The organism is Modestobacter altitudinis (genome assembly GCF_005930475.1).
Classification (GTDB): domain Bacteria; phylum Actinomycetota; class Actinomycetes; order Mycobacteriales; family Geodermatophilaceae; genus Modestobacter; species Modestobacter altitudinis.
Genome location: NZ_SJEW01000047.1, coordinates 21,228 through 39,357 on the forward strand (window position 1 = coordinate 21,228; position 18,130 = coordinate 39,357).

The window sequence follows — 18,130 nt, forward strand, 5'->3', positions numbered from 1 at the left end:
GGCCGTGCGCAGGTCCGCACCGCGGGCGCCCAGGAGTACCCGCGCGGGCACAGCTGTGTCAACCGTCACACCCGGGGACTAGTCGGACGGCGCCGTCGAACGGTGTGGAACGGTTCCGCCATGGTGAACGTCCTCTCCATCCAGTCGCACGTGGCCTACGGGCACGCCGGCAACGCCTCGGCGGTCTTCCCGCTGCAGCGGCTGGGCGTCGAGGTCTGGCCGGTGCACACCGTGCAGTTCTCCAACCACACCGGCTACGGCGCCTGGACCGGCCGGGTCTTCGACGGGCAGGCCGTCGAGGAGGTCGTGCAGGGCATCCAGGACCGCGGCGTGCTGGGCAGCTGTGACGCCGTCCTGTCCGGGTACCTGGGCTCGGCCGACATCGGGCACGCCGTCCTCGGCTCCGTCGGCAAGGTGCGCGCCGCCAACCCGGCCGCGGTGTGGTGCTGCGACCCGGTCATCGGCGACGTCGGGCGGGGGGTGTTCGTGCGGCCGGGCATCCCGGAGTTCCTCCGCGAGGTCGCCGTCCCCGCCGCCGACCTCGTCACGCCCAACCACTTCGAGCTCGACCTGCTGTCCGGGCAGCAGACCGGCTCGCTGGGGTCGGTGAAGGACGCCGTCGCCGCGGTCCAGGCGCTGGGCCCGCGGGTGGTGCTCACCACCTCGCTGGTCACCGAGGACACCCCGGACGACGCCGTCGACCTGCTCGCGTCCGAGGGCGGCCGGCACTTCCGGGTGCGCACCCCGCGGCTGGACGTGTCGGTCAACGGCGCCGGCGACGCGATCGCCGCGCTGTTCCTCGCGCACTGGCTGTCCACCCGCTCCGCCGGCGAGGCGCTCGGCCGCGCCGCCGCGTCGGTGTTCGGGCTGCTGCGACTCACCGCGGAGGCCTCCTCCCGCGAGATCCTGCTGGTCGCCGCGCAGGACGAGTACGTCACCCCCACCCGCACCTTCGACGTCACCGAGGTCTGACCATGACCGACTTCCCGGCCCTCGCCGAGCTCGCCGCCGAGGAGGTGGAGCTGCAGCTGACCAGGTTCACCAACGACGACGCCTGGGCCCTGGGCTCCGCGCTCGTCGCCCGCGGGCGGGCCGAGCAGCTGCCCATCGCGATCGAGGTGTCCCGGCACTCCCACCAGCTCTTCCACGCCGCGCTGACCGGGGCGACCCCGGACAACGACGAGTGGATCGCCCGCAAGGCCCGCACGGTGCACCGGTTCGGGCACAGCTCGCTGGCCGTGGGCCAGCGGTTCCGCGAGCTGGGGACGACGTTCGAGGCGGGGTCCGGGCTCGACCCGGAGCTGTACGCGGCGCACGGTGGCGGCTTCCCGCTGCTGGTCCGCGACGTCGGGCCGGTCGGCGTCGTCGTGGTGTCCGGGCTGCCGCAGGTGGAGGACCACCGGATGGTCGTCGCCGCGCTCCGGGACCTGGTCGCCCAGCAGGCGGGCTGACCGCCGGTCACGTTCGGGGCCGCGGCGACCGGGGTAGGAGTGGGGCACGGTCCGTACGCGCCCGTCCCCGACGGCCGTCGGGGACGAGGTCCTCCACCCCCGCCGCGCCGTCGGCGGAGTCAGGCCACCGCCATGACCGCCCCCACGTACTCTCCCGGCACCGTCCCCGGCACCGCGCCCGCGGACGCCGTCGGCGCCGAGGAGCGGTGCCCCGCCTGCCCGCACCCGATGACCGCGCACGACCCGATCGGCGTCCGGTACTGCCAGGCCACCGCCGCGGCCGGCACCGAGGGCCGGGGCTGCGTCTGCCGCGTCGGCTGAGCCCGGCAGCGCGGGGCACACTGCCGGTGTGCCTTCCGACGAGCTGACCGCGGCCCGGCAGGACCTGACCGCCGACTGCGCGCGCTGCGTCGGCCTCTGCTGCGTCGTGCCGGCCTTCACCGCCTCCGCCGACTTCGCGATCGACAAGCCGGCCGGGACGCCGTGCCTGCACCTGCTGCCGGACTCCCGGTGCGGGGTGCACGACCAGCTCCGCGAGCGCGGCTTCCCCGGCTGCGTCGTCTTCGACTGCCTCGGTGCCGGCCAGCGGGTCACCCAGGACGTCTTCGGCGGCGCCGGGCGGCGCGACGACCCGGCGATGGCCGTCGTCTTCACCGTGATGCGGCAGCTGACCGAGCTGCTCTGGCACCTCCGCGAGGCACGCACCCTCGTCGCACCGGGCCCGTTGCGCACCGAGGTCGAGCGGCGGCTGGCCGGCGTCGAGGCGCTGACCACCGGCAGCGCCGACGAGCTGGCCGCACTGGACGCCGCGGCGCACCGCCGCGAGGTGGGCGACCTGCTGGGCCGGGTGAGCGAGGCAGCCCGGCGCGACGTCCCCGGCCGGGCCCGCGACCGCCGCAACGCCGACCTGATGGGAGCGGCGCTGCGGGGCGCCGACCTGCACGGCGCCAGCCTGCGCGGGACCTACCTGATCGGTGCCGATCTGCGCGGCGCGGACCTGCGGCGGACCGACCTGCTCGGCGCGGACCTGCGCGCCGCCGACCTCCGCGGCGCGGACCTGACCGGCGCCCTCTTCCTCACCGGGCCGCAGCTCACCGCGGCCGTCGGCGACGACACCACGGCGGTGCCAGCGGCGCTGTCCCGACCGGCTCGGTGGGGTCCGCCCCCCACCGGGCAGCGCCGCCGGTCTCGCTGATCGTCGGGCTCGAGCCGGCCACCTTCGGGATCGGCGGGGTGCTGACCGCCGCGGCCGTCGTGTTCTTCGCCTACACCGGCTTCGAGGCCGTGGCGAACCTGTCGGAGGAGACCCGCAAGCCCTCCCGGGACATCCCGCTCGGGCTGCTCGGCACGCTGGGCGTGGCCACCGCGCTGTACATCGGCGTGGCCTTCGTCGTGGTGGGCATGGTCGAGTACACCGACATCGACGAGGGCGCCCCCATCGCGGACGCGTTCGACCAGGTCGGGCTCGGCTGGGCGTCGTCGCTGATCTCCATCGCCGCCATCGCCGGGCTGACCTCGGTCATCCTGGTCGACCTGATCACGGTCAGCCGGATCGGCTTCGCGATGGGCCGGGACGGCCTGCTGCCGCAGTCGGTCGCCGCGGTCAGCCCGCGCACCGGCACCCCGGTGCGGATGACCCTGCTCTACGCCGCACTCGTGCTGCTGACCGCGACGTTCGTCCCGCTGGAGAGCCTGGCGAACCTGGTCAGCATCGGCACCCTGTTCGCCTTCGTGCTGGTGTCCGCCGCCGTGCCGGTGCTGCGCCGCACCCGACCGGACCTGCCCCGGCCGTTCCGGGTCCCCTTCTCCCCCGTCGTCCCGGTGCTCTCCGCGGCCGCCTGCCTCTACCTGATGCTGAACCTGGAGGTGGAGACCTGGTTGCGGTTCCTCGCCTGGATGGTCCTCGGCCTGCTCGTCTACGCCGGCACGGCTACCGGCACTCCCGCCTCGGCAACGCCGACCGGGCGGAGGCCGCGGCCCGGGCCGACTGAGCCACCCGGCACGATCAGCGCATGCCCCACCACGCAGACAGCACCCGCTACGACTCGATGCCGTACCGGCGCACCGGCCGGAGCGGCCTCGACCTGCCCGCCGTGAGCCTGGGCCTCTGGCACAACTTCGGCGACGACGTCCCCTTCCACCGCCAGCGCGACGTCCTCCGCCGGGCCTTCGACCTGGGCGTGACCCACTTCGACCTGGCCAACAACTACGGCCCGCCCTACGGCTCCGCGGAGACCAACTTCGGCCGGCACCTGGCCGAGGACTTCCGGCCGTACCGGGACGAGCTGGTCATCTCCTCCAAGGCCGGCTGGGACATGTGGCCCGGCCCGTACGGCCAGGGCGGCGGTGGCCGCAAGTACGTGCTGGCCAGCCTCGACCAGTCACTGCAGCGGATGGGGCTGGAGTACGTCGACGTCTTCTACAGCCACCGGCCCGACCCGACGACGCCGCTCGAGGAGACGATGGGCGCGCTGCACACCGCGGTGCAGTCGGGCAAGGCGCTCTACGTGGGCATCTCCTCCTACTCCCCGGCGATGACGGCGGAGGCGGCCCGCATCCTCGCCGGCCTGGGCACGCCGCTGCTGATCCACCAGCCCTCCTACTCGATGCTGAACCGCTGGATCGAGACCGAGGGCCTGCTGGACACCCTCGCCGACGTCGGCGCGGGCTGCATCGCCTTCTCCCCGCTGGCCCAGGGGATGCTCACCGACAAGTACCTGGACGGGGTCCCCGAGGGCTCGCGCGCGAGCCAGGACAAGTCCCTGGACCGCGGCATGATCACCGAGCAGTACCTCACCCACGTCCGGGCGCTGGACGAGATCGCCCGGTCCCGCGGCCAGAGCCTGGCCCAGCTCGCGCTGTCCTGGGCGCTCCGCGACCCGCGGGTCACGTCGGTGCTGATCGGCGCCAGCAGCGTCCGGCAGCTGGAGCAGAACGTGGCCGCGACCGAGCGCCTGGAGTTCACCGCCGAGGAGCTGGCCGCGATCGACCAGCACGCGGTCGACGGCGGCATCGACCTGTGGAAGGGCGCCCGCGAGGGCACCCTCTGACGCCTCCGGGAGGGGCCATGGTGGCCAACATGGCCCCTCTCGCGGGTCACTCGGCGGCCGAGCCCGCCGGGTCGCCCTGCTCCTGCTCGCTGCTGGGCGCGCCGACCCACACCGTCTTGGCGTTCATGAACGCCCGCATGCCGACCTCGGTGAGCTCCCGGCCGTAGCCGCTCTGCTTGACCCCGCCGAAGGGGAGCTCGGGGTAGCTGGTGGTCATCCCGTTGATGAACGCCATGCCGGATTGGATGTCCCGGACGAACTGGGCGCGCTCCCCCTCGTCCTCGCTCCACAGGTTCGAGCCCAGGCCGTAGGGGTGGCTGTTGGCGATCCGGATCGCCTCGTCGAGGCTGTCGACGGTCCACAGCGCGGCGACCGGGCCGAAGACCTCCTCGGCGTACAGGTCCATCTCGGGCGTGATCCCGGTGAGCAGGGTCGGCTCGTAGAACCAGCCCGGCCGGTCGACCCGCTTCCCGCCGACCACGACGGTCGCGCCCTTGGCGACGGCGTCCTCGACGTAGTCCGCGACGTCCTGGACGCCGGACTCGGTGGCCAGCGGCCCGACCTGGGTGTCGGGGTCCATCGGGTCGCCCACGGTCAGCGCGCCGATCTTCTCGGCGAAGACGCGGGTGAACTCCTCGGCGACGTCGCGGTGCACGAAGAACCGCTTGGCGGCGATGCAGCTCTGCCCGTTGTTCTGGTTGCGCGAGGTCACCGCGACCCCGGCAGCGGTCGCCAGGTCCGCCGAGGGCATCACGATGAACGGGTCCGAACCGCCCAGCTCGAGCACGGTGGGCTTGAGGGCGTCACCGGCGATCGACGCCACCGACTGACCCGCCGGCGCGCTGCCGGTGAGGGTGGCGGCCATCACCCGGTCGTCGCGGAGCACCCGCTCGATGGTGCCCGAGCCGATGAGCAGGGTCTGGAAGACGTCGGCGGGGAAGCCGGCCTTGCTGAACAGCTCCTCCATGTACAGCGCCGTCTGCGGCACGTTGCTGGCGTGCTTGAGCAGGCCCACGTTGCCGGCCATCAGCGCCGGCGCGGCGAACCGCATCGCCTGCCACAGCGGGAAGTTCCACGGCATGACCGCCAGCACGACACCGAGCGGCTGGTAGGTCACGTAGGCCTCGACCGCCTTCACTGCACCGGCGTCCTTGCGCTCGGGCTCGAGGTAGGCCGGCCCGTGCTCGGCGTAGAACCGCAGCGCGGTCACGCACTTGGTGGCCTCGGCCTTCGCCGAGGCCAGCGTCTTGCCCATCTCGGTGGTCATCAGCTCGGCGACGGAGTCGACGTCGGACTCCAGCGCGTCGGCGGCCGCCCGGAGCCAGCCGACCCGGTCCTCGACCGAGGTCAGCCGGTAGCTCGCGTAGGCGGTCGCGGCCCGGGCGAGCGCGTCCTCGAGCGCCTCGTCGGACAGCGGCTCGTAGGTCTTCAGCGTCTCGCCGGTCGTGGGGTTGATGGTGGCGATGGCCATGGGGACTCCCGTCGTCGGACCGATCGCGGGTCGGGGCCGGACGGCGGCGCTCCCGGGGGCGCTCGGGCGGTCCGGCTCGGCTCGCCTGCACTCCTCACCTGCCCGCTGACCCGCCGGTGAAACGACCGACCCGCGACGTCGGTCGTCCACCCGACTGCCCGCGCACCGCCACCGGCGCACCGGGCGGGGGCGGTCGCGGCCGTCCCCGATCGGCCGAGCGCGGCTCCCGGCCCTAGCGTGTACCGGACGCGGTCGTCTGCGTGGACCGCGCAGCCGACGAGGAGGTCCGCTGATGACCGGAACCGGACGCATCCAGCACGCCGGGATGGCCGCCAAGGTGATGTCCGCCGACGCGGCCGTCGAGCACATCCGCCACGGCGACACCGTGGGGATGAGCGGCTTCACCGGCGCCGGCTACCCCAAGGTGGTGCCGCAGGCGCTGGCCCGCGAGATCACCGCCGCACACGACGCCGGGCAGCCGTTCCGGGTGAACGTGTGGACCGGCGCCTCCACCGCACCCGAGCTCGACGGCGCCCTCGCTGCGGCCGACGGGATCGAGCTGCGGCTGCCGTACCAGTCCGACCCGGTCAGCCGGCAGAAGATCAACGACGGCCTGATGGAGTACATCGACGTCCACCTCTCGCACGTCGCCCAGCTGGCCTGGGAGGGGTTCCTCGGACCGCTGGACGTCGCGGTCGTGGAGGTCAGCGGGATCACCGCGGAGGGGGCGCTGGTCCCGTCGTCCTCGATCGGCAACAACAAGACCTGGCTGGACCGCGCCGACCGGGTGGTGCTCGAGGTCAACTCCTGGCAGAGCGCCGACCTCGACGGCATGCACGACGTCTACTACGGAACCGCGCTGCCGCCGCACCGCCGGCCGATCCAGCTGGTGGAGCCCGGTGACCGGATCGGGGAACCGTACCTGCGGGTCGACCCGGACAAGGTGGTGGCCGTCGTCGAGACCGACAGCCCGGACCGGAACACCGCCTTCGCAGCACCGGACGACACGGCGCGGCGGATCGCCGGGCACCTCATCGAGTTCCTCGACCACGAGGTCTCGGTCGGCCGGGTGCCCTCCCAGCTGCTGCCGCTGCAGTCAGGGGTGGGGAACGTGGCCAACGCCGTGCTCGCCGGGCTGCAGCACAGCCGCTACGAGCAGCTGACTGCGTACACCGAGGTGATCCAGGACGGCATGCTCGACCTGCTGCGGTCCGGGAAGCTGGCGCTGGCCTCGGCGACCGCCTTCTCGCTCAGCCCGACCGCCGTCGAGGACTTCAACGCCAACGCCCGCGAGTTCCGCGACCGGATCCTGCTGCGGCCGCAGGAGATCAGCAACCACCCGGAGGTCATCCGGCGGCTGGGGGTGCTGGCGATGAACGGGATGATCGAGGCGGACCTGTACGGCAACGTCAACTCCACGCACCTGATGGGCAGCCGCATCCAGAACGGCATCGGTGGGTCCGGCGACTTCGCCCGGAACGCCTTCATCTCCTTCTTCGTCACCCCGTCGACGGCCAAGGGCGGTGCGATCTCCTCGATCGTCCCGATGGTGTCCCACGTCGACCACACCGAGCACGACGTGCACGTGATCGTCACCGAGCACGGGCTGGCCGACCTGCGCGGGCTGGCGCCGCGGCGGCGGGCCCAGGTGGTCATCGACCACTGCGCCGCACCCGAGTACCGGCCGATGCTGGCCGACTACGTGGAGCGGGCGCAGACCGGCGCCTACGGCCGGCACACCCCGCACCTGCTGGCCGAGGCGCTGAGCTGGCACACCCGGTACCTGGAGACCGGCTCGATGCTGCCGAGCTGAGCGGCGCCGGCAGGCGGGCCGGCACGCCGCCCGGTCGGCTACCTTCCTGGAGATGGCGCGTCGCCTCGTCTGCCTCCTCGCCGTCCTGGTCGTCACCGGGTGCTCCGCGACGCCGGAGCCCGGGTCGGCTGCGGGTGGGTCCACGACGAGTGGAGCCCCGCCGCGGACGTCCGCTCCGGCCCCCGTCAGCACCTCCTCGGCGCAGGGCCCGGCCACGTTGAGCTTCGCCGGGGACGTGCACACCGCCGGACGGCTCACCGAGCGCTTCCAGCAGCCGGAGACCGCCCTGCTCCCGGTGGCTCCCCTGCTGGCGGCCGCCGATCTCACCGTCGTCAACCTCGAGACCGCCGTGACCGACCGCGGCACCGCCGAGGACAAGTCCTTCACCTTCCGAGCGCCGCCGTCGGTGTTCGACGCCCTGCGCGTCGCCGGCGTCGACGTCGTGAGCATGGCCAACAACCACGGTGTCGACTTCGGGCCGGTCGGGCTCGCCGACAGTCTGGACGCCGCCCGGCAGCGGGGCTTCCCGGTGGTCGGGCTCGGCGCCGACGACACCGCCGCCTTCGCCCCGTACCTGGTGACGCTGCGGGGCGAGCGCATCGCGGTGCTGGCGGCGGACCAGGTCGCCGACTCCACCGTGCGGCGGTACTCGGCCGGGCCCGGCCAGGGCGGCGTGGCCTCGGCGTTCGACACGGACCGGCTGCTGCAGGCCGTCGCATCGGCCCGGCAGCAGGCCGACACGGTGGTCGTCTACCTGCACTGGGGGCAGGAGGAGCAGAGCTGTCCCACGGCGCTGCAGCGGGACCTCGCCCGGCAGCTGTCCCAGGCCGGTGCGGACATCGTCGTGGGGACACACGCGCACCAGCTGCAGGGAGCCGGCTGGCTCGGGCGGACGTACGTCGCCTACGGACTCGGCAACTTCGTCTGGTGGCGCTCGATCTCGGAGGTCTCGGTCGAGACCGGCGTCCTCGAGCTCAGCGTCGACGACGGGCAGGTCCTCCAGGCCGAGTTCACCCCGGCGCGGATCGACGACACGGGCATCCCCCGGCCCCGTGGGGGTCCCGACGGCGAGCGGGCCGCGGCGGCCTTCACGGCGCTGCGCGTCTGCGCGGGACTCAGCGATTCACCCAGCTGATCACTGGCGCACGCATGGCCCACGCTGGAGCGACCGGCAGGTGCCCACCGGAAGCGGTACCGGCCCTCGGTGCCCTCGCTCTTGCCCTGGTCCGGCGTCGATCAGCTCCCGCGTGCGCGACACCGGCCTCGTTGACCTCGTGGTCAGGCCCGAGGCTCCGCTGCCCTCGCCGGCCGGTCGTCAGCCGGCCGGCGGGGGGACGACCCTGCGCTCGGCGAGCTGGTCGAACAGCTGCAGGAACCGGTCCTCGGTGTCCAGGCAGTCGGCGAACCCGGCCTGGCGCAGCTTGATCGTCGAGCTCACGTTGTCGAAGCCCGAGGTGAAGATGAACTCGCCGAACCCCCAGCCGACGAGGTCCTCGTAGGGCGTGGGCACCAGACCGTGCCGGGCGACCAGCCGTTCCCAGACGTCGCGCCGGTCGGCCATCGCCTCGGCCAGCGGCACCGGCTGCGGCTCCGCGCTCTCCATGCCCAGGTGCCGGGCGAAGGCGGGGAACAGGTGCCGCCAGCGCAGCTGGTCGCCGTTGGTCACGTTGTAGACCTCGCCGTCGGCGGCCGGCGCCCCACCGGCCCACACCGTCGCCCTGGCCAGCAGCTCCGCGTCGGTGACCTGGTACAGGGCGTCGTAGGCGGCCAGGCTGCCCGGGAAGCGCAGCGGCTGGCCCAGCTCCTTGCTGATCGCGGCGTAGACGGCGATCACCATGAGCAGGTTCATCGGGTTGCCGACGGCGTAGCCGATGACGCCCTCCGGGCGCAGCACGGTGAGCCGGAACCCGCGCTCGGCGGCGACCTCGCGGAGCAGGTCCTCCTGGTCGTAGTAGAAGTTCGGCTGGACGATCCGCGGGTCGGTCTCCTTGGCCGGCGTGTTGAAGAACCCCATGTGCGCGCCGTAGGCCTTGCCGCCCTGGTACAGGGTGACGTGCTCCAGCGGGGCGCCGGCCGCGGCCAGCCCGTCGAGGGTGTGCCGCAGCATCCCGACGTTGACCGCGGACAGCTCCCGGGCGGTCGGGCGCTCCGCGTACGCGCCGAACACCAGGTGGGTGACGTCGCCGGCCTCGGCGAGCCCGGCCCGGGCGGTGTCGGCGTCGAGCAGGTCGACGGCGAGGTGCTCCCAGCCGGCCTCCCGCGGCGCCCGGCGGCTCAGCCCGCGCACCCGCCACCCGGGGGCCTTCGCGTACTCGGCGGCGGCGTGCGCGCCGATCACCCCGCCCGCTCCCGTGACCAGCACACTGCCCTGCTCGGTCATCCCGCGGTTCTCCTCAGTCGGCTCGGCCACGGGGTCTCCATGCCCGGCGACGGGGAGGCGAACCGGTCAGCGGCTGTGGCGCTCGATCAGTTCAGCGCCGATCCGGGCCAGCTCGGCGCGCACCTCGTCCGGCGCGACCACCTCGACCGCCCCGCCGAGGCCGGCCAGCTGCTCGGCGACCGACCGCACCGTGTGCGCAGCGACCTGCACCTCGCGCCGGTCGTCGTCCCCGGCGTCGCCGACCGTGCAGTGCCGGCCGAAGAGGCCCTGCAGCACCGGGACCAGCCGGGCCGGCGCGAGCACCGTCGCCGCGACGGTGGAGCGCCGTCCCTCCAGCTCAGCCACCACCTCCTCCCAGACGGCGGCCAGCTGCAGACCGGCCGGCCGGTCGGCGACCTCGTCGGTGAGCTCGGCGGTCAGCACCCGGTCGACCCGGAAGGTGCGCCGCCCGGCGGGGGTGCCGGCGAGCAGGTACCAGACGTCGTCCTTGTCGACGAGGCCCCACGGGTCGACGAGCCGGTCGGTGGGCTCCTGGCCCCGGCCGCCGTAGCGCAACCGGACCCGGCGCCGCCGGACGACCGCCCGCTGCAGCAGCTCGACCACCGGCGGCCGGGCCCGGCCGGTCGCACCCCACCCGGCCGGGTCCACCACCACCGCCTCGGTGGCGGCCAGGGCCTCGGCCCGGAACGGCCCGGGCAGCGCCCGCACCAGCTTGCGGAGCGCGGACCGGACCTCCGGCCCGCCGTCCGCCGCCGGACCGATCAGCAGGAACAGCGCGGCCGCCTCCGCCGAGGTGAGCCCGGTCAGGTCGGTGCGGGCACCCCCGACGAGCGACCAGCCACCGCCCCGGCCCGGCTGCGGGTAGACCGGGATGCCGGCCGCCGACAGCGCCTCCAGGTCGCGGCGGGCGGTGGCCACCGAGACCTCCACCTGGGCGGCGAGCTCCGCGGCGGTGACCCGGCCGCGGGCCTGCAGCACCAGCAGCTCCGCCACCAACCGGTCCGCCCGCACGCGGTCCAGGATGCCGGGCAAAGTGCTCAGGAGGTGAGCACTTCAGCGCGGATGGTGGTCGGTGTACCCACCGGCGGCACCGCCGCCCGACGAGAGGACACCGCCGTGCTGCGAGAGCTGGCCACCGTCTCCTGCTACGCCACCGACCTGGCCGCGGCCGAGCGCTGGTACACCGAGCTGCTGGGCATCGAGCCCTACTACCGGGTCCCGGGCGGCGGCTACGTCGAGTACCGGATCGGGGAGAGCGAGGACGAGCTGGGGCTGATCGACGCCCGGTACCGCCCCGGCGGCCCCGTCGCCCCGGCCCCCGCCGGTGCGGTGGTGTTCTGGGACGTCGACGACCTGCCGGCCGCGATCGACCGGCTGGTGGCCCTGGGTGCGACCGTGCACGAGCCGCTGCGGGAGCACGGCGACGGCGAGGGGTTCGCCACGGCCTCGGTGATCGACCCCTTCGGCAACGTCCTCGGCGTGATGGTCAACCCGCACCACCGCGCCATGCGCGCCCGCCGGACGGCCGCCGCCGCCGGCTGAGCGGCCGGCCGCCGGGGTTCAGCCGAAGAGCTCGCTGATCAGCGACTTCTGCTTCTTCGGCTTGTGCCCGTACCCGTGCGAGCTGGAGCTGCTGCTGCGCACCTGCCCGAGCACCTCGCTCACCACGGAGCCCAGCGACGCGGCGGGCTGCTGGAGCCCCGGCTGCTGGTGCGCGGGCTGGTGGGTCGACTGCTGGGAGGCAGGCTGGGCGGCCGGTCCGCCGTGCCAGGCGTTCTCCGCGTCGACCAGCCGCTCCAGCTCGCCGCGGTCGAGGAAGATGCCGCGGCACTCCGTGCACTGGTCGACGTGGACGCCGTTGCGCTCGTAGGTGCGCATCGTCCCCTGACACTTCGGGCAGACCAGGTCCATGTGCAGGGAACGGGGCCAGCCGGCTGACGGTTCCCGCCGGCCCGGTCAGCCCGTCGTCCTCCGGCGCCGCCGCGGGGCGCCCTCCGGCGGCGCCAGCCGGAACGCGAGCTCCTCCGTGCTCGGCGGGACCGGCCGGGGTCCCGGAGCGGCCGCACGGAGGTGCTCCGGCCGGGGCCGTGCCGCCTCGTCGCAGCGCTCCCGCGACCGGGACTGCGCCAGGTAGAGCGCGATGTCACCAGGCGTCGCCCGCGACCCGCGGGCGGCCACGTCGTGCCGCGCCTCCCACTCGCAGATGGCCTTCTCCTCCGCCGTCATCTCGTGGACGGCGCGCGCCGGCCGGCCGGCTCGGCCCGTCGGGTCTGGGGTCACGGAACTCGTCATGGCACGGTCCCTCCGAGGTGCAGGTGTGCCCCTCCATGGTCACCCCGCGGGCCCCCGGACGGAAGTGCCGACGGGACGGGAGCCACGTGCCAGGGTGGTCGGCGTGAGCATCGAGCGCACCGTGCGGTTGTCCTTCTCGGCCCGGGCGCGGGCGTCGGGGACGCACGCGAACCTCTCCGCCGTCCGCAGCGACGGGCCGGTGCTCTGGGTCGCCGGTGACGAGACCGCGACCATCGAGCGGCTGGTCGCCGACGACCCCGACCGACCGGAGGTGTACGCCGACCAGGCGAGCACCCGGCTGGCCGACCTGGTGCGGCTGCCCGGGGAGGACGCCGACGAGGAGGCCGACGTCGAGGGGCTGGCGCGGCACGGGCACTTCCTCTGGGCGGTCGGCTCGCACAGCCTGCGGCGCCGGCGGGTGAAGGCGCGACACAGCGGGGAGAAGGCGCTGCGGCGGCTGGCCCGGGTCACCGGGCAGGCCAACCGGCAGGTGCTGGTGCGGCTCCCGGTCGCCGAGGTCGACGGCCTTCCCACCCCCGTCGGCGAGCTGACCGTGGACGGCCTCGTCCACCGGGCCGCGGTGTTCGGCGCGCACGGCCGGGACCTGCGGGACCTGCTGGCCGACGACGAGCACCTGGCGCCGTTCCTGGCGATCCCCGGGAAGGACAACGGCCTGGACGTCGAGGGCATCGCGGTGACCGGTGACCGGGTCTTCCTGGGACTGCGCGGCCCGGTGCTGCGGGGCTGGGCCGTGGTGCTGGAGCTGCGGCCCGACCTCGACCCCGACGACCCGACCCGGCTGGAGCTGGGCGCGTTCGAGGACGGCCGCCGGTACCGCAAGCACGTGCTGCGCCTGGACGGCCTCGGCGTCCGGGACCTCTGCCCGCATGGCGAGGACCTGCTCGTGCTGGCCGGGCCCACCATGGACCTCGACGGCCCGGTGCACGTCTTCCGGTGGCGCCACGCGCTGACCGCCGACACGCCGCAGGTGGTGCGCGACGACCTGCTCGTCCGTGAGGTCGACCTGCCCTTCGGCGTCGGCGTCGACCACGCCGAGGGGATCGGGTTGCTCGACCCGGACCCGGCCGGCCCCCGGCTGCTGGTCGTCTACGACAGCCCGGCGCCGGAGCGGTTGCACGACCACGGGGTGACCGCCGACGTCGTCCGGCTGCCGGGCACGACCGGCGGACGCTGACTCACACCCCCGGGCCGAGGGCGGCGATCGTGGCGCGGACCTCCGCGGCGGTGAGCGGTTCGACCGGCAGGTGCCCCAGCAGCGCCGGGACCTCCTCGGGCAGCAGCCCCTCGGCGAGCAGCAGGTCCAGCAACCGGTCGGCCTGGGCCGGCGGCACCGGCAGCGTCAGCCCCGAGCCGGTCAGCGCCGCCTCGGCGAGGAACAGCGCGCCCGCCAGCTCGTCGGGCCGCCCGGGCTCGGCCGGCCGCGGCGGCGGTGGCGCGGCCGCCCGGGTCACCGCCTCCGCGGCCCGCACCAGCGACAGCGGCAGCCCCTCCGCCTCGACCTCGACCAGCGGCACCGCCCCTAGCGCGGCGAGCACCAGGTGCTCGGCGTCGATCCGCAGCGGCGCCTCCCACTCCCCCACCCGGACGACCTCGACCAGGTCGCTGCCGTCCTCACCGAGCTCGTCGAGCAGCTCCGCCCATCCAGCGGCCCGGGTGTCCCGGGCACGTTCGGCGGCGCGGACGCAGGTGTCGAGCACGAAGGGCTCGACAACCTCGCGGTCGAAGTGCTCGGCGATCAGCGAGCCGTCGGGGGTGACGGCGTTGAGCACGTCCTGGAAGGTCCCCGGGCGGGCGTCACCCAGCTCCAGCCGGCCGTCCTCCTCACCGCCGAGGGACTGCCCGGTCGCGGCCCGGGCGCCGATGGTGAGGCCGGTGCGCACCACCCGGCCACGCAGCCGCAGGTGGTGCGGCTGGTCGGAGAGGCCGACCGCCCAGGCGCACGCCTCGGCGATCAGCTCGCCGGTGCGCTCGCGGAGCACCTCGCGGGTGAGCAGGGCCATGGGGTCGGGGCCGAAGTCGCTGCCGAGCACGCCACCACGATCCCCCGTCGCAGCCGCGCCGTCCTCTCGTCCGGGCGAGGACTGCGTCACCTGTGCGGGAACTGTGCGGTGGCTCGGTGCTCACCCAGCGGTCGCCCAGCGAACGGCCTAGCGTGCACGGAACGCCGCAGCCGCACCGACACCCGGAGAAGCCCATGCGCGTCGCCGCCCCCTCTCGTCAGCTCCCTCGGAAGGCCGCGGTGACCGCCGCGGTCGCTGCGGCCCTGCTGGTCCCGGCCAGCACCGTCTCCGCCGCCCCGCCCGCGGGCGCCGCGGTCGGGGCCCCCGACCGCGCGGGCTCCGGGACCCTGCCGCTGCGCGGCCTGGACCTCGACGCGCTCACCATCCCCGAGCTGCAGCAGCGGATGGACGCCGGGAACCTGACCGCCGTCGCGCTCACCGAGGCCTACCTGGCCCGGATCGAGGCGCTCAACGACGACCTGGGTGCGGTGCTGAGCGTCAACCCCGACGCCCTGGACGACGCCGCGGCCAGTGACCGGGCGCGCGGCCGGCACTCCGCGCGCAGCCCGCTCGAGGGCATCCCGGTCCTGCTCAAGGACAACGTGGGCACCGAGCAGATGCCGACCACGGCGGGGTCCCGCGCCCTGCTGCACAGCGAGCCGGACGACGCCACGATCACCCGCCGGCTGCGCGAGGCCGGCGCCATCGTGATCGGCAAGGCCAACCTCTCCGAGTGGGCCAACTTCCGCGGCTCGGCGTCGACCAGCGGCTGGAGCGGGGTCGGCGGGCAGACCGCGAACCCCTACGTGCTGGACCGCAACCCGTGCGGCTCGTCGTCCGGGTCCGGCGCCGGGGTGGCCGCCTCGCTGGCGCAGGTGGCGATCGGCACCGAGACCGACGGCTCGATCGTCTGCCCGGCCGGGCAGAACGGGGTCGTCGGGCTGAAGCCGACGCTGGGGCTGGTCAGCCGGGACGGCATCGTGCCGATCTCCGCCGAGCAGGACACCGCCGGCCCGATGGCCCGGCACGCCGTCGACGCGGCGATCATGCTGGACGTCATCGCCGGCACCGACGACGCCGACGCGGCGACCGCCGAGATCCCCGGTGAGCTCCCCGCCTACGCCGACCTCGATCTGGACACGCTGCAGGGTGCCCGGATCGGCGTGTGGACGCTGACCCCCGAGCAGGCCGCTGCCGTCGACGACCAGACCGAGGCGGTCTTCGCCGCCGCGGTGAAGCAGGTGGAGGCGGCCGGGGCCACCGCGGTGCCGGTGCAGCTGGCGTACCAGGAGGAGATCGGCGCCGGAGAGACCCCGGCGCTGCTGGCCGAGTTCAAGCGCGACCTGAACGCCTACCTGGCCGCGACGCCGGGCGAGCACCCCGCCGACCTGGCCGGGCTGATCGCGTTCAACGAGCAGGACCCGGTGGAGCTGGCCTACTTCGGCCAGGAGCTCTTCGAGCAGGCGCAGGCGGCGACCGTGCCGGCCGACGACCCGGCGATCCGGGCGACCCGGGACCGGATCCGGCAGCTGGCCCGCGCCTCGATCGACGAGGTGCTCGCCCAGGGGGCCGGACCCGAGGACGACCTGGACGCCATCGTGGGGCTGACCAACACCCCGGCCTGGCAGACCCGCTACGAGTTCCTCGACGGGGAGGCCGACGCGTTCGTGTACAGCACCTCCGGCCCGGCGGCGGTCGCCGGTTACCCGAACGTGTCGGTGCCCGCCGGCTTCTCCGGTCCCCGGGAGACCCTGCCGGTGGGGGTGTCCTTCTTCGGCGGCCGCTGGTCCGACGCCCTGATGCTGGACATCGCCGCGGACTTCGAGGAGCAGGCCGCGGCCCGTGAGGCGCCGGGGTTCCTGCCCACCGTCGGCGCCGACCCGCAGCCGGACAACCCCGAGCCGGGCACCTGAGCCGGTCCGGCCGCGGTCGTCCCCGACCGCGGCCGGACGGGGGCGGGCCTCAGGCCGCGCGGCGGGTCAGCGTCCCGTCCACCGCGGCCTGCACGGTGGCCCGGGCGCCGTGCTCGTGCAGCGAGGCCAGCGCGGCCCGGTAGACCGAGGTGAACCGCTCGTCGTCGACCAGGTCGGCGAACAGCCCGCGGTCGGCCACGAGGGCGAGCGGGTCCTCCCGCTGCCGCCGGGCCCGGGCCATCAGCTCCTCGCGCCGGGGGTCGACCACCTCGATCGGGTCCCCGGCATCGTCGACACCCTCGGCGTACCGGGCCCAGGCGGCGACCACGGTGACCGCCCGGACGAGCTCCCCGCCGGCGCCCAGGGCGTCCCGGATCACCGGATCCGGTCGGAGCTCTCCGCGCAGAGCCGGGCGAGGGTGTCCCGGACGTAGGGGTTGGAGAACCGCCCGAGGAGCTCGGCCTGGTAGTCGGCCAGGTCGATGCCGGGCACGGGGGGGCAGCGCGGGGGCCGCCTCGTCGTCCATGTAGCCGCGGAGGAAGGCCCGGAACAGCGGGTCCTGCGCCGCGTCGTGCATGAAGACGGTGCCCGCCAGGCTGCCCAGGTAGCCCAGTGCCTGGTGGCTCCCGGTGAGCAGGCGCAGCTTCATCAGCTCGTAGGGCTCGACGTCGACCACCAGCTGGACGCCGACCTGCTCCAGGGGTGGTCGCCCGCAGGTGAAGTCGTCCTCGAGCACCCACTGGGTCCACGGCTCGCACAGCACCGGCCACCCGTCCTCGACGCCGAAGCGGCGGGCCACCTCGGCCCGGTGCAGGTCGGTGGTGGCGGGGGTGATCCGGTCGACCATCGAGTTCGGGAACGCGACCGCGGTGCGCACCCACTCCCCGAGCTCGGGGTCACGCAGGGCGGCGAAGGCGGCGAAGCTGCGCCGCGCCACGTGCCCGTTGCCCGGCACGTTGTCGCAGGACATCACGGTGAACGGCGGCAGCCCGCGGTCCCGCCGGCGGGCCAGCGCCTCGACGACGAGGCCGAACGTCGTCCGCGGCACCGCCCCGGGCTGCAGGTCCGCCTCCACGTCCGGTGCTGCGGGGTCGAACTCGCCGGTCACCGGGAGACGTTGTAGCCGCCCTCGGTCACGGTGAGCGAGACGATCCGGGTGGCCGGGTCGGCCATCTTCGCCACCACGGCCTCGGGGTCGTCCGGGGCGAGCAGGTACTCCGTGATCGAGCCGATGACCTGGGCGCCGAGGTACCCGTCGGGATGGGCGACGACCAGCGTGTAGAGACCGTCCTGGGCGGCCATGACGTCGCGCATCCGCCGGTCCCCGGGCAGCACCCCGACCCCGCAGTCCCCCAGTCGGAGGCCGCGCCGCGGGCCAGCAGCCGGTCCAGGTACATGGCCTGGTGCGACCGGTGGAAGCCCCCGACCCCCAGGTGCACGATGCCGGTCCGCACGGCGCCCCGGTCGTAGCGCGGGATCTCGACCTCCGCACCGAGCGTGGCCAGCGTGGTCGCGTCAGCTGGGTCCTGCGCGGACGCTGCCCATTCCCAGCACCCCGGCAAACCCGTCACCCCGCCGGCCGGCCGTCAGCCGAGGAGTGCGGTGCGCAGTTCGTCGGCGTCCTGCCGGACCTGCTCCAGCACCCCGGCGACGTCCCCCCGCGGAGCTGCGCATCCCTGCGCCCTGCCTGCACCCTCGGCGCCGCGGCGACGGTGCTGCACCCCCGGCGGCGGTGGATG

General features: G+C 74.6%; 19 protein-coding genes. 11 read left to right on the forward strand and 8 right to left on the reverse strand.

The window, feature by feature from the left end; translation table 11 throughout:
- Positions 1 to 120 precede the first annotated feature (120 nt).
- The 6 genes from pdxY to mgrA all read left to right on the forward strand — a co-directional run bounded on the left by pdxY (position 121) and on the right by mgrA (position 4,501).
- Positions 121 to 972 (forward strand): pyridoxal kinase PdxY, encoded by an 852-nt coding sequence (pdxY, locus tag FHL79_RS16640; RefSeq protein ID WP_171058202.1) that lies wholly within the window; start codon positions 121 to 123, stop codon positions 970 to 972.
- A gap of 2 nt (positions 973 to 974) precedes the next feature.
- Positions 975 to 1,451, forward strand: coding sequence for a heme-degrading domain-containing protein (locus FHL79_RS16645; RefSeq protein ID WP_138759702.1), 477 nt, complete (start codon positions 975 to 977; stop codon positions 1,449 to 1,451).
- Positions 1,452 to 1,583: 132 nt separating this feature from the next.
- Entirely contained in the window at positions 1,584 to 1,772 is a 189-nt protein-coding gene (locus FHL79_RS16650) for an RGCVC family protein (protein WP_138759703.1), read from the forward strand.
- Positions 1,773 to 1,800: 28 nt separating this feature from the next.
- The gene (locus FHL79_RS16655; RefSeq protein WP_138759704.1) at positions 1,801 to 2,646 is read left to right on the forward strand and encodes a pentapeptide repeat-containing protein; all 846 of its coding nucleotides are present in this window, start codon (positions 1,801 to 1,803) and stop codon (positions 2,644 to 2,646) included.
- Positions 2,604 to 3,548, forward strand: a complete 945-nt coding sequence (locus FHL79_RS16660; RefSeq protein ID WP_218938495.1) for an APC family permease — start codon at positions 2,604 to 2,606, stop codon at positions 3,546 to 3,548. Before FHL79_RS16655 ends, FHL79_RS16660 begins: the two co-directional genes overlap by 43 nt.
- A complete protein-coding gene (mgrA, locus tag FHL79_RS16665) occupies positions 3,464 to 4,501 on the forward strand; it encodes an L-glyceraldehyde 3-phosphate reductase (protein WP_138759705.1) in 1,038 nt (345 codons plus the stop codon). The genes FHL79_RS16660 and mgrA overlap by 85 nt, the downstream gene beginning before the upstream one ends.
- Positions 4,502 to 4,547: 46 nt before the next feature.
- On the opposite strand, the gene FHL79_RS16670 is transcribed toward mgrA, so the two are convergent.
- Positions 4,548 to 5,972 carry an NADP-dependent succinic semialdehyde dehydrogenase gene (locus FHL79_RS16670; protein ID WP_138759706.1) on the reverse strand — a complete coding sequence of 475 codons (1,425 nt, stop codon included), beginning with the start codon at positions 5,970 to 5,972 and terminating at the stop codon, positions 4,548 to 4,550.
- A 292-nt stretch (positions 5,973 to 6,264) separates the two neighbouring features.
- On the opposite strand from FHL79_RS16670, the gene scpC reads away from it, so the two are divergent.
- Positions 6,265 to 7,785 (forward strand): succinyl-CoA:acetate CoA-transferase ScpC, encoded by a 1,521-nt coding sequence (scpC, locus tag FHL79_RS16680; protein ID WP_138759707.1) that lies wholly within the window; start codon positions 6,265 to 6,267, stop codon positions 7,783 to 7,785.
- Positions 7,786 to 7,837: 52 nt separating this feature from the next.
- On the forward strand, positions 7,838 to 8,920 hold the full coding sequence (locus FHL79_RS16685; RefSeq protein ID WP_138759708.1) for a CapA family protein: 1,083 nt from the start codon (positions 7,838 to 7,840) through the stop codon (positions 8,918 to 8,920).
- Positions 8,921 to 9,100: 180 nt separating this feature from the next.
- Here FHL79_RS16685 and FHL79_RS16690 read toward each other — a convergent pair whose 3' ends face one another.
- Positions 9,101 to 10,195, reverse strand: coding sequence for an SDR family oxidoreductase (locus FHL79_RS16690; RefSeq protein ID WP_218938496.1), 1,095 nt, complete (start codon positions 10,193 to 10,195; stop codon positions 9,101 to 9,103).
- A 36-nt stretch (positions 10,196 to 10,231) separates the two neighbouring features.
- On the reverse strand, positions 10,232 to 11,176 hold the full coding sequence (locus FHL79_RS26195; RefSeq protein ID WP_138759709.1) for a helix-turn-helix transcriptional regulator: 945 nt from the start codon (positions 11,174 to 11,176) through the stop codon (positions 10,232 to 10,234).
- Positions 11,177 to 11,209: 33 nt separating this feature from the next.
- Here FHL79_RS26195 and FHL79_RS16700 point away from each other — a divergent pair, with 33 nt between their 5' ends.
- Positions 11,210 to 11,707 (forward strand): VOC family protein, encoded by a 498-nt coding sequence (locus FHL79_RS16700; RefSeq protein ID WP_246080882.1) that lies wholly within the window; start codon positions 11,210 to 11,212, stop codon positions 11,705 to 11,707.
- Positions 11,708 to 11,725: 18 nt separating this feature from the next.
- Here the strand turns inward: FHL79_RS16700 and FHL79_RS16705 are convergent, their stop codons facing one another.
- The gene (locus tag FHL79_RS16705; protein ID WP_138759710.1) at positions 11,726 to 12,076 is read right to left on the reverse strand and encodes a TFIIB-type zinc ribbon-containing protein; all 351 of its coding nucleotides are present in this window, start codon (positions 12,074 to 12,076) and stop codon (positions 11,726 to 11,728) included.
- A 45-nt stretch (positions 12,077 to 12,121) separates the two neighbouring features.
- Positions 12,122 to 12,457, reverse strand: coding sequence for a hypothetical protein (locus tag FHL79_RS16710; protein WP_138759711.1), 336 nt, complete (start codon positions 12,455 to 12,457; stop codon positions 12,122 to 12,124).
- A gap of 103 nt (positions 12,458 to 12,560) precedes the next feature.
- On the opposite strand from FHL79_RS16710, the gene FHL79_RS16715 reads away from it, so the two are divergent.
- Positions 12,561 to 13,652 (forward strand): DUF3616 domain-containing protein, encoded by a 1,092-nt coding sequence (locus tag FHL79_RS16715; RefSeq protein ID WP_138759712.1) that lies wholly within the window; start codon positions 12,561 to 12,563, stop codon positions 13,650 to 13,652.
- Between the two features lies 1 nt (position 13,653).
- Here the strand turns inward: FHL79_RS16715 and FHL79_RS16720 are convergent, their stop codons facing one another.
- Entirely contained in the window at positions 13,654 to 14,508 is an 855-nt protein-coding gene (locus tag FHL79_RS16720; protein WP_138759713.1) for a hypothetical protein, read from the reverse strand.
- A 164-nt stretch (positions 14,509 to 14,672) separates the two neighbouring features.
- Here FHL79_RS16720 and FHL79_RS16725 point away from each other — a divergent pair, with 164 nt between their 5' ends.
- Complete coding sequence (locus FHL79_RS16725) at positions 14,673 to 16,391, forward strand: amidase (RefSeq protein WP_246080885.1); 1,719 nt, start codon at positions 14,673 to 14,675, stop codon at positions 16,389 to 16,391.
- Positions 16,392 to 16,440: 49 nt separating this feature from the next.
- Here the strand turns inward: FHL79_RS16725 and FHL79_RS26630 are convergent, their stop codons facing one another.
- Entirely contained in the window at positions 16,441 to 17,499 is a 1,059-nt protein-coding gene (locus FHL79_RS26630; protein WP_218938497.1) for a mannitol dehydrogenase family protein, read from the reverse strand.
- Positions 17,496 to 17,705, reverse strand: a complete 210-nt coding sequence (locus FHL79_RS25555) for a hypothetical protein (protein ID WP_218938498.1) — start codon at positions 17,703 to 17,705, stop codon at positions 17,496 to 17,498. The genes FHL79_RS26630 and FHL79_RS25555 overlap by 4 nt, the downstream gene beginning before the upstream one ends.
- Between the last annotated feature and the right edge of the window lie 425 nt (positions 17,706 to 18,130).